Source organism: Citrobacter sp. CK206, from assembly GCF_030333125.1.
Taxonomy (GTDB): Bacteria; Pseudomonadota; Gammaproteobacteria; order Enterobacterales; family Enterobacteriaceae; genus Citrobacter_B; species Citrobacter_B koseri.
In genome coordinates this window covers 473557-485665 of the sequence record NZ_JAOWGM010000023.1, presented here as the reverse complement: position 1 = coordinate 485665, position 12109 = coordinate 473557, and the positions used below count along the sequence as shown (strand labels likewise).

The 12109-nt window shown below is 54.7% G+C and carries 7 protein-coding genes; 1 reads left to right on the top strand and 6 read right to left on the bottom strand.

Going from position 1 to position 12109, the window contains the following annotated elements:
• Window positions 1-117 precede the first annotated feature (117 nt).
• From eno to rlmD, 5 genes are all read right to left on the bottom strand, one after another.
• A complete protein-coding gene (gene eno / locus OGX81_RS08940; RefSeq protein WP_012134889.1) occupies window positions 118-1416 on the bottom strand; it encodes a phosphopyruvate hydratase in 1299 nt (432 codons plus the stop codon).
• 88 nt (window positions 1417-1504) lie between these two features.
• Complete coding sequence (pyrG, locus tag OGX81_RS08935) at window positions 1505-3142, bottom strand: glutamine hydrolyzing CTP synthase (RefSeq protein WP_047461602.1); 1638 nt, start codon at window positions 3140-3142, stop codon at window positions 1505-1507.
• 353 nt (window positions 3143-3495) lie between these two features.
• Window positions 3496-4287 carry a nucleoside triphosphate pyrophosphohydrolase gene (gene mazG, locus OGX81_RS08930; protein ID WP_012134891.1) on the bottom strand — a complete coding sequence of 264 codons (792 nt, stop codon included), beginning with the start codon at window positions 4285-4287 and terminating at the stop codon, window positions 3496-3498.
• A 130-nt stretch (window positions 4288-4417) separates the two neighbouring features.
• On the bottom strand, window positions 4418-6652 hold the full coding sequence (gene relA, locus OGX81_RS08925) for a GTP diphosphokinase (RefSeq protein WP_047461598.1): 2235 nt from the start codon (window positions 6650-6652) through the stop codon (window positions 4418-4420).
• Window positions 6653-6703: 51 nt separating this feature from the next.
• Window positions 6704-8002, bottom strand: coding sequence for a 23S rRNA (uracil(1939)-C(5))-methyltransferase RlmD (rlmD, locus tag OGX81_RS08920; RefSeq protein WP_104868254.1), 1299 nt, complete (start codon window positions 8000-8002; stop codon window positions 6704-6706).
• A 57-nt stretch (window positions 8003-8059) separates the two neighbouring features.
• Between rlmD and barA the strand changes: the two genes are divergently transcribed.
• Entirely contained in the window at window positions 8060-10816 is a 2757-nt protein-coding gene (barA, locus tag OGX81_RS08915; RefSeq protein WP_049009494.1) for a two-component sensor histidine kinase BarA, read from the top strand.
• Window positions 10817-10904: 88 nt separating this feature from the next.
• Here the strand turns inward: barA and OGX81_RS08910 are convergent, their stop codons facing one another.
• A complete protein-coding gene (locus OGX81_RS08910) occupies window positions 10905-12047 on the bottom strand; it encodes a glycerate kinase (protein WP_047461590.1) in 1143 nt (380 codons plus the stop codon).
• Window positions 12048-12109: the final 62 nt, after the last annotated feature.

The window sequence follows — 12109 nt, the reverse complement described above, 5'->3', positions numbered from 1 at the left end:
GATAATCAGTGATTATCGCAGAAAGCCTCGCTAAGGTCATGCACAGCAGCTGCGCCAAACGCACACCATAAAAAAACCCGCCGGAGCGGGTTTTTTACGTTAAGAGTGAAAGCAGGATTACGCCTGACCTTTGATCTCTTTACGACCGTTGTACGGCGCTTTTTCGCCCAGCGCTTCTTCGATACGAATCAGCTGGTTGTATTTAGCAACACGGTCAGAACGGCTCATAGAACCGGTTTTGATCTGGCCTGCTGCGGTACCAACAGCCAGGTCAGCGATGGTCGCGTCTTCAGTTTCGCCAGAACGGTGAGAGATAACGGCAGTGTAGCCAGCGTCTTTCGCCATCTTGATAGCAGCCAGCGTTTCGGTCAGAGAACCGATCTGGTTGAATTTGATCAGGATGGAGTTAACGATGCCTTTGTCGATACCTTCTTTCAGGATCTTGGTGTTGGTTACGAACAGGTCGTCACCAACCAGCTGGATTTTGTCGCCCAGCACTTTGGTCTGGTATGCGAAACCGTCCCAGTCAGACTCGTCCAGACCGTCTTCGATGGAAACGATCGGGTACTGTTTGGTCAGGTCTTCCAGGAAGTGAGTGAATTCTTCAGAGGTGAACGCTTTGTTGCCTTCGCCAGCCAGAACGTATTTGCCGTCTTTGTAGAATTCAGATGCTGCGCAGTCCATCGCCAGAGTGATGTCTTTGCCCAGCTCGTAGCCAGCGGCTTTAACCGCTTCAGCGATAACAGCCAGTGCTTCAGCGTTGGAGCCCAGGTTCGGCGCATAGCCGCCTTCGTCACCAACAGCAGTGTTCATACCTTTAGCTTTCAGAACTTTAGCCAGGTTGTGGAACACTTCAGAACCCATACGCACTGCTTCTTTCAGGGTTTTAGCGCCAACCGGCTGAATCATGAATTCCTGGATATCAACGTTGTTGTCAGCGTGCTCGCCGCCGTTGATGATGTTCATCATCGGAACCGGCATGGAGTATTTGCCCGGGGTGCCGTTCAGTTCAGCGATGTGCTCGTACAGCGGCTGACCTTTAGAGGCCGCAGCGGCTTTGGCGTTAGCCAGAGACACAGCCAGGATCGCGTTCGCACCGAAGTTAGATTTGTTTTCAGTACCGTCCAGGTCGATCATGATTTTATCAATGCCAGCCTGATCTTTGGCGTCTTTGCCAAGGATTGCCTGAGCGATCGGGCCGTTAACCGCTGCAACAGCTTTGGTTACGCCTTTACCCAGGAAACGGGATTTGTCGCCATCGCGCAGTTCCAGCGCTTCGCGGGAACCCGTAGAAGCACCTGACGGAGCGGCTGCCATACCAACGAAACCACCTTCCAGGTGTACTTCGGCTTCAACAGTCGGGTTACCACGGGAGTCGATGATTTCACGACCGATGACTTTAACGATTTTGGACATTAGGTTTTCCTCAGTACAAGTTAAACTAAAACTCCAGACAAACAACGCGTACCTTTGGTACGCGTTGCCGTTCTAACTTTTTTACTTCTTACTTCGCCTGACGCTTCTGATAGTCGCTGGCGGCTTTCACAAAGCCTGCAAACAGCGGATGCCCGTCACGCGGCGTTGAAGTAAATTCCGGGTGGAATTGACAGGCAACGAACCACGGATGGTTCGGCACTTCGATGATCTCGACCAACTGATCATCCCCGGAACGGCCCGCAATGCGCAGACCCGCAGCTTCAATTTGGTTCAACAACATGTTGTTGACTTCATAGCGGTGACGATGGCGCTCAGTGATTGTCGGCGTACCGTACATCTGGCGAACCAGGCTCTCATCGGAAAGCTGACACATCTGCGCGCCAAGACGCATGGTGCCACCCAGATCGCTCTTCTCCGTACGGACTTCAACGTTGCCGTTCTCGTCACGCCACTCGGTAATCAGCGCCACAACAGGGTACTTACAGTCTGGCACAAATTCCGTTGAGTTGGCGTTTTCCATACCCGCTACGTTGCGCGCAAATTCAATCAGCGCAACCTGCATACCCAGGCAAATACCCAGATAAGGAATATTGTTTTCACGCGCATAACGCGCCGTCGCGACCTTACCTTCAACGCCACGGTAGCCGAAGCCGCCTGGGATCAGGATAGCGTCCAAATCTTTCAGAATTTCGACGCCGCGCGTTTCAACATCCTGCGAATCGATCAGCTTGATGTTGACGGTGACACGGTTCTTCAGGCCACCGTGTTTCAGCGCTTCAATCACCGACTTATAGGCATCCGGCAGTTCAATGTACTTGCCGACCATACCGATAGTCACTTCGCCCGCCGGGTTCGCTTCTTCGTAGATAACCTGTTCCCATTCGGCCAGGTTCGCTTCCGGGCAGTCTAAGCTGAATCGTTTACAAATATAATCGTCCAGGCCCTGAGATTTCAACATGCCCGGAATTTTATAAATAGAATCGACGTCTTTCAGAGAAATAACGGCCTTTTCAGCAACGTTACAGAACAATGCAATCTTCGCACGTTCATTGGCCGGAACGGCGCGATCGGAACGGCAGATCAGAATATCCGGCTGGATACCGATGGAGAGCAGTTCTTTAACAGAGTGCTGTGTCGGTTTCGTTTTGACTTCGCCTGCCGCGGCCATGTACGGCACCAGCGTCAGGTGCATAAACAGCGCGTGCTCACGACCGATATCAACCGCCAGTTGACGAATCGCTTCCAGGAACGGCAGGGACTCGATATCACCGACAGTACCGCCGATTTCGACCAGCACCACGTCGTGGCCTTCGCCGCCTTCGATGATGCGCTCTTTAATCGCGTTGGTGATGTGCGGGATAACCTGTACGGTTGCGCCCAGATAGTCGCCACGGCGTTCTTTACGCAGAACATCAGAGTAAATACGACCCGTGGTGAAGTTGTTGCGGCGGCTCATCTTGGTGCGAATGAAGCGCTCATAGTGACCCAGGTCCAGATCGGTTTCGGCGCCGTCTTCAGTAACGAACACTTCCCCGTGTTGGATTGGACTCATAGTACCAGGATCGACGTTGATGTACGGATCCAGTTTCATGATGGTCACGTTGAGGCCACGGGCTTCAAGAATGGCTGCGAGGGAGGCTGCGGCAATGCCTTTACCCAGAGAGGATACGACCCCGCCGGTCACAAAAATATAGTTCGTTGTCATGCTGAACCTGAGAAGTTAGGTTTAAAAGACGATGGAATAACCAGGACGGGAAAGCAGTATACCCGAACATGGCGTACGCCACAAACTTTCATTATCCCCTCTCCTTCGTTCTTCAAGCCGCACCAGTGTTAACTTCCTTCACTCCCCCCAGTCACATCGCATTTCTATGTTCCTGGGGATTCTTTCAGTCGCCGCCTTGTTGCGACTCGAATAACTCGAAGAGGCAGTATACAAGGTGTTTCATCAACATAACGGGAAGAGAAAATAGCCCCTTTGGGGTAAATGTTTTTGACGTAAATCAAGAGCTTGTTATTTAAAAAATCACACAAAACGCCCTTGACTGCCTAAATTCGTTAGAGATCAATTTCCTGGCGTTTTACCTGCTGCCAGACTTCTTCCATTGTTTCCAGATCAACCCCCGTCATTTCCAGGCCTCGCGCCGCAACAATCCGCTCAACTTCACGAAAACGCCGTTCGAACTTTTCATTGGCTTTTTGTAACGCGGTCTCTGCTTTTGTCCCTAAATGACGCGCCATATTGACGGTGGCAAAGAGCAGGTCGCCCATTTCCTCCTCCAGTTTAGCCTGGTCTACGACAGCCTGCCGCGCCTCGAACATGACCTCGTCGATCTCTTCATACACCTTATCGACAACCGGCCCTAACGTCGTCCAGTCAAAGCCGACGTTCGAACAGCGCTTCTGGATTTTTTGCGCGCGCATTAACGCCGGTAAGCTGCGGGGAATATCATCCAGCGCCGAATGCTGCGCTTTCTGCGCGCGCTCTTCGGTTTTGATTTGCTCCCAGCGGGCTAATACCTCGGTACTGTTGTGAGCGGCAACGTCCGCAAAGACATGCGGATGGCGACGTTCCAGTTTATCGCTGATGGCGGCGCAAATATCATTAAAGTCAAAGCGCCCTTCTTCCTGCGCCATCTGCGCATAAAACACGACCTGAAACAGCAGATCGCCCAGCTCTCCGCGCAGGTCGTCAAAGTCCTCACGGGCAATGGCGTCGAGCACTTCATAGGTTTCTTCAAGGGTATACGGCGCAATGGTGGCAAACGTCTGCTCTTTGTCCCACGGGCAGCCGTTTTCCGGGTCGCGCAAGCGTTGCATGATGCCAAGCAGGCGATCGATTTGATTCATTGGAATATCCTGAAAATTGTCACCAACGTAGACCGGATAAGGCGACAGCCGCCATCCGGCAACTGGCAATGCCTGATGGCAACGCTGACGCGTCTTATCAGGCCTACAAAGCGTATCCGGCCTGGAAAAATTAATTACCGTGCAAACGACGCGCGTCGATCACATCCGGCACCTGGTTGAGTTTACTGAGAACGCGCCCCAGCACTTGCAGGTTGTAAATTTCGATGGTCATATCGATGGTGGCGAGCTGCTGCCGGGTGTCGCTGCGGCTAGCCACCCCCAGCACGTTCACCTTCTCGTTAGCCAGAATGGTGGTGATATCCCGCAACAAGCCGCTGCGATCGTTGGCCTGAACGCGTACCACCAGCGAATATCCCGCAGAGTAGCTCTCGCCCCACACCGCATCCACGATACGTTCCGGTGCATGAGAACGCAGCTCCACAAGCTGTTCGCAGTCCGCCCGGTGTACGGAAATACCGCGCCCCTGGGTGATAAACCCGACAATCTCATCTCCTGGAATCGGCTGGCAGCAGCGCGCAATGTGGTGCATCAGGTTGCCGACCCCTTCCACCACCACGCGACCATCGTCTTTACGGCGATTCTGCGGGGCGTATGTTTTCTGCTGAAGCTGTTTCAGCGCGGCGGCGTCCTGTTCGGCGGCGCTCGGCTTATTAAACTGCGATTGCAGGAAGTTCACCATCTGGTTAAGGCGAATATCCCCGCCGCCAATCGCCGCCAGCAGTTCCTCCAGCTCATTGAAGTTGTAGCGCGGCAGCAGGTGTTTTTCCGCCTCTTTCAGGCTGATGCCCAAATGCGCCAGTTCATCGTCGAGGATTTGCCGCCCGGCGAGAATGTTCTTGTCCCGATCCTGCTTGCGGAACCAGGCGTGGATTTTAGAACGGCCACGGCTGGTCGTCACATAGCCCAGGTTCGGGTTGAGCCAGTCCCGGCTAGGGTTTGGCTGTTTCTGGGTGATGATTTCAATCTGATCGCCCATCTGCAACTGATAGGTAAACGGCACGATACGCCCGCCGATTTTCGCCCCGATGCAGCGATGCCCCACATCGCTGTGGATATGGTAGGCAAAGTCAAGCGGCGTGGAGCCTGCGGGCAGATCCACCACATCGCCTTTTGGCGTAAAGACATACACCCGGTCGTCAAAGACCTGGCTGCGCACTTCATCCAGCATTTCGCCAGAATCCGCCATCTCTTCCTGCCAGGCGATCAGCTTACGCAGCCACGCAATTCTGTCTTCATGGCCCGTGCGCGCGCCCCCGGAGACTGCTCCCTCTTTGTACTTCCAGTGCGCCGCGACGCCCAGTTCGGCATCTTCGTGCATCTGTTTGGTACGAATCTGGATCTCAACGGTTTTACCGCCAGGGCCAAGCACCACCGTATGAATTGACTGGTAGCCATTAGGTTTCGGGTTGGCGACGTAATCATCGAACTCGTCCGGCAGATGGCGATAGTGCGTATGCACAATCCCCAGCGCGGCATAGCAGTCCTGCAAACGTTCGGCCACAATACGCACGGCGCGCACGTCAAACAGCTCATCAAACGCCAGATGCTTTTTCTGCATTTTGCGCCAGATGCTGTAGATGTGTTTCGGGCGGCCATAGACCTCCGCCTTCACGCCTTCGGTTTTCATTTCAGAACGCAAATGCCCGACAAACTCTTCAATGTAATGCTCGCGGTCAATGCGGCGTTCGTGCAACAGTTTGGCGATCCGCTTGTATTCCGCTGGGTGCAGATAGCGGAAGCAGTAATCTTCCAGCTCCCACTTCAGTTGCCCGATGCCCAGCCGGTTAGCCAGCGGGGCATAGATATTGGTGCACTCTTTCGCCGCCAGTACGCGTTCATCTTCCGGCGCGTCTTTAACCTCGCGCAGATGGGCGATGCGTTCCGCCAGCTTGATGACCACGCAGCGGAAGTCGTCCACCATCGCCAGCAGCATCCGACGAACGTTATCCACCTGCTCGGAGGAGACGGAATCGTTATGCGTCGCTTTCAGCTGACGAATCGCCGCCATATCGCGCACGCCGTGAATCAGATTGACGATCGATGTCCCCACGCTCTCGCGCAGGATATCTTCGCTGACAACATTGGCGTCAGCCAGGGGGAAGAGCAGCGCCGCCCGCAGCGTGTCGATATCCATACTTAACGTAGAGAGGATTTCCACCATCTCCACGCCACGCCACAGCAACAGTTCCGCATCGGGATGTCCTTGTGTCTGTTGCAGGCAATACGCCCAGGTTTCGGCTAAGCGTTCACACGACTGCTGGCTGGAGATACTCAGACTCGCGATCCATTTTTTCGGATCAAACTCACCAGCTTTATTAAGATGTGCACTTCTTACCGCAACCATTGTCCTCTCCTTAAGGGACCAGGCCTACCGAAGTCAGCAAGCCATGACTCATTACAAACGCTCAAACAACACCATTGATTCCAGATGCCCAGTGTGTGGGAACATGTCGAGCATCGCCAGCCGCTGAATTTGGTATCCGGCATTCAACAAGGCGTCGCTATCCCGTGCCAGCGTAGCAGGATTACAGGATACATAAACAATACGAATTGGTTTTAACTTTATAATGTGTTTCATCACGCCTGCCGCCCCGGCACGAGCGGGATCGAGCAAAATTTTGTCAAAACCATTTTTCGCCCATTGCTGCTTCGTGACATCTTCTTCGAGATTTTCGTGAAAGAATGTCACATTCTGTAATCCGTTACGCCGCGCGTTTTCCCGGCCTTTTTCCACCAGCGCCGGAACGCCTTCAACGCCCACAACGCTGGCGGCGCGCGTCGCCAGCGGCAGAGTAAAATTCCCCATGCCGCAGAACAGATCCAGAACCCGGTCGCCAGGTTGAATATCCAGCCATTCCAGCGCCCGGGCGACCATTTTCTGGTTCACCCCTTCGTTGACCTGAATAAAGTCGCGCGGGCTGAAGGTTAAGCGTAGCCCGTTTGAATCATACCAGGGCGTCTCCCCGGTAAGCGGTTCAAGTATGTCGCTTTGAGGGGCCAGAAACAGAGACAGTCCCTCAGAATGCGAAAAGCGTTCCAGTTTTTCTCTGTCCGTCGCGCTCAAGGGCGCCATATGACGCAGCACCATCAGGGTGCCATTCCCCGCCTGTACCAGCTCGACATGGCCAAAGTGGCGGTTTCCTTGCAAACTTTCCAGACACGCCCTGACGCGGGGCAGCAGCGCCTCAAGCTGGAGCACCAGAATGGGGCACTGCCTGACATCCACGATATCGCTGGAGCCCGCCTTGCGAAATCCCATCTGCAATTGCTGAGTTTTAGGCAGATAATTCAGGCTTAAACGCGCACGGCGTCGATAGCCCCACGGCGTATCGGCGATCACCTCGGCGACATCGCATTTCATTAAGCGCGACAGCGCGGCGCTTTTGCTGCGTTGTTGCAGCGCGACGCTGGCATGCTGCTGCTGGCAGCCGCCACAGACGCCAAAGTGTGGGCAGCGCGGCGTTTCCCGTTCCGGGCTATCATTCAGGCGACGCTTAACTTGCGCGCGGGCGAACTGTTTTTTATCTTCGGTAATGACGACGTCGCCCTTTTCCTGGGGCAGTAATCCCGGTATAAACAGCGCCTTTCCATTATGGCGAGCCACGCCCTGACCAAAAGGATCGAGGTCATTGACCGTAACGGTTATGATCTGACGCGTCGTCACGCGTCGTTTTGCAGAGTAGAATTGCGCCATCGACGAGATATTTCTCAATTTAACAGTGTGACCCTAATTGTCCCATAACGGAACTCCATGACCAACTACAGCCTGCGCGCACGCATGATGATTCTGATCCTGGCCCCGACCGTCCTCATTGGTTTACTGCTCAGTATCTTTTTCGTTGTGCATCGCTATAACGACTTGCAGCGTCAACTGGAAGATGCTGGCGCCAGCATTATCGAACCTCTTGCGGTCTCCAGCGAATATGGCATGAACCTGCAAAACCGCGAATCAATCGGGCAGCTCATCAGCGTTCTCCATCGCCGCCACTCCGACATCGTGCGCGCCATTTCCGTTTATGACGAGAATAACCGGCTGTTTGTCACATCCAATTTCCATCTCGATCCGTCAGAAATGCAGCTCGCCACCGGGGAGCCGTTTCCCCGCAGGCTGAGCGTGACCCGCCACGGGGACATTATGATCCTGCGAACGCCGATTATCTCCGAAAGGTATTCGCCGGACGAATCCCCCGTAACAGACGCCAAAACGCCGAGAAATATGTTGGGATATGTGGCGCTTGAACTGGATCTCAAGTCCGTCCGCCTGCAACAGTACAAAGAGATTTTCATCTCCAGCGTGATGATGCTGTTCTGTATCGGCATTGCCTTAATTTTTGGCTGGCGTCTGATGCGCGACGTCACCGGTCCCATTCGTAATATGGTCAATACCGTTGACCGCATTCGTCGTGGGCAGCTCGACAGCCGCGTCGAGGGCTTTATGCTGGGCGAGCTGGATATGCTGAAAAACGGCATCAACTCGATGGCGATGTCGCTTGCCGCTTACCATGAAGAGATGCAGCATAATATCGATCAGGCCACTTCGGATCTGCGCGAAACGCTGGAACAGATGGAGATCCAGAACGTTGAGCTGGATCTGGCGAAGAAGCGCGCTCAGGAAGCGGCGCGTATTAAGTCTGAGTTTTTGGCCAACATGTCGCACGAACTGCGCACGCCGCTTAACGGCGTGATTGGCTTTACCCGTCTGACGCTAAAAACCGAACTCAATACAACCCAGCGCGATCACCTCAATACTATCGAGCGTTCGGCCAACAACCTGCTGGCGATCATCAATGACGTGCTCGATTTTTCCAAGCTGGAAGCGGGCAAGCTGATTCTGGAAAGCATTCCCTTCCCGCTACGCAGCACGCTGGATGAAGTGGTGACGCTGCTGGCGCATTCATCCCATGACAAAGGGCTGGAGCTCACGTTAAACATCAAAAATGACGTACCGGATAACGTCATCGGCGACCCGCTGCGCCTACAGCAGGTCATTACCAATCTGGTCGGTAATGCCATTAAATTTACCGAAAGCGGCAATATCGACATTCTGGTTGAAAAGCGCGCGCTCAGTAATACCAAAGTACAGATTGAAATCCAGATCCGCGATACCGGCATCGGCATTCCCGAGCGCGACCAGTCGCGTCTGTTCCAGGCTTTCCGCCAGGCGGACGCCAGCATTTCACGCCGTCATGGCGGAACCGGTCTGGGGCTGGTGATTACGCAAAAACTGGTCAATGAGATGGGCGGCGATATCTCGTTCCACAGTCAGCCCAATCGCGGTTCCACTTTCTGGTTCCACATTAATCTCGATCTCAACCCGAATGTGATAAGCGACGCGCCGCCAACGCGCTGTCTGGTCGGAAAACGGCTGGCCTACGTCGAACCGAACGCCACCGCCGCGCAATGCACGCTGGATATGCTGAGCGACACGCCGCTGGAGGTGATCTACAGCCCGACGTTCTCAGCGTTGCCGCTGGATCACTACGATATCCTGCTCATCAGCGTTCCGGTGACCTTTAACGAACCGCTCACCATGCAGCAAGAACGGCTGGCAAAAGCCGCCGCCATGACGGACTTCCTGTTGCTGGCGCTGCCTTGCCATGCCCAGATTAACGCCGAAAAACTCAAGCAAGGCGGCGCGGCGGCCTGTCTGTTAAAACCGCTCACCTCAACGCGTTTACTGCCTGCGCTGACGGAATACTGCCATTTAAATCAGCATGTTGAACCGCTGCTGACGGATGAGAACAAAATCGCCATGACGGTAATGGCGGTCGACGATAACCCGGCCAACCTGAAGCTGATCGGCGCGCTGCTGGAGGACAAAGTCCAGCATGTGGAGCTTTGCGACAGCGGGCATCAGGCGGTGGAACGGGCCAAACAGATGCAGTTTGATTTGATCCTGATGGACATTCAGATGCCGGATATGGACGGTATCCGCGCCTGTGAGCTGATTCATCAGCTTCCGCATCAGCAGCAAACGCCGGTGATCGCCGTGACGGCACATGCGATGGCGGGTCAGAAAGAGAAGCTGCTGAGCGCGGGGATGAATGACTATCTGGCCAAGCCGATAGAAGAAGAAAAGCTGCACAGCCTGCTGTTGCGCTATAAGCCGGGGGCCGTGGTAGCGACCCGATTACCCGCCGCTGAATCGACAGAGTTTATCGTCAACCCGAACGCAACGCTCGACTGGCAACTGGCGCTGCGCCAGGCGGCCGGAAAATCCGATCTGGCACGGGATCTGCTGCAAATGCTCATCGACTTCCTGCCGGAAGTACGTAACAAAATTGAAGAACAGCTGGTGGGAGAGGCGCCCGAAGGGCTGGTGGATCTCATCCACACGTTGCACGGCAGCTGCGGCTACAGCGGGGTGCCGCGCATGAAAAACCTGTGCCAGTTAATTGAGCAGCAGTTACGCAGCGGCACCAAAGAAGAGGAGCTTGAACCCGAGTTTCTGGAGCTGCTTGATGAGATGGACAACGTCGCGCGCGAAGCAAAGAAAATATTAGGATGAGGGGGATGCCGGATGGCGACGCTAGCGCGTCTTATCCGGCCTACAGGTGCGTGACCGTAGGCCTGATAAGCGCAGCGCCATCAGGCAGTTAACGTAAATGCTGCCCCACGTTAAGGGTGGCGGCGATATTGCGCGCAGCCATACGCACATTTTCTGCGGCATTCTCCAGCGCCTCATCCAGCGTACAGATGGTATAAATCACGCTGAAAACAGCATCCAGCCCATGTTGGTGTACAACACCCACATCCGCCGTCAGGCTACCTGCAATGCCAATCACGGGCTTATTATGTCGTTTCGCGACCTTTGCCACGCCGACAGGCACTTTGCCGTGAATCGTTTGGCTGTCAATGCGCCCTTCTCCGGTAACAACCAGATCCGCATCAGCAACGCACTCCTCCAGATGCAAGGCATCGGTCACGATCTCAATGCCACGCCGTAACTCCGCGCCGCAAAACGCATATAATGCGGCCCCCAGACCGCCCGCCGCGCCGCCGCCCGCCAGTTCGAATACGTTAATATCCAGATCGCGGGAAATCAGCCGGGCATAGTGCGTCAGCGCGTCGTCTAAGCGTTGAATCATCTCCGGCGTGGCGCCTTTTTGCGGACCAAATACCGCAGATGCCCCCTCCTTCCCGGTCAGCGGATTCGTAACATCGCAGGCGACTTCGATACGACACGCGGCAAGACGTTTATCAATACCGCTGATATCAATCTTTGAGAGCGCTTCCAGCGCCGCGCCGCCTTGCGTAATCTCCTGGTGCTGCGCATCCAGCAATTTCGCCCCCAGCGCCTGCACCATACCGGCGCCGCCGTCATTCGTCGCGCTACCGCCAAGGCCAATAATAATATGTTCCACCCCGGCATCGAGAGCGTGGCGAATTAACTCACCGGTTCCCCACGAGGTGGTTTTTAGCGGATCGCGTAATTGCGGTGGAACCAACTCCAGCCCGCTGGCGGCGGCCATTTCGATAAAGGCCGAACGTTCGTCGCCAGAAAGCCCATAAAATGCCCGCACGCTGTCACCGAGCGGGCCCGTCACGTCAACATCAACAATCCGGCCTGCCGTGGCCTCGACCATCGCTTCAACCGTTCCCTCACCACCATCAGCAACCGGGAGTTTTACGTAATCCGCATCAGGCCAGATTTCACGAAACCCCTCCTCAATGGCGGTCGCTACCTCAAGAGCGCTCAAACTTTCCTTATAAGAGTCCGGTGCGATCACTATTTTCATAAAGCATCCTTACGCATGTTGACTGTACTAAGCATACACCAGGAGAAGAACCGACCCCATGA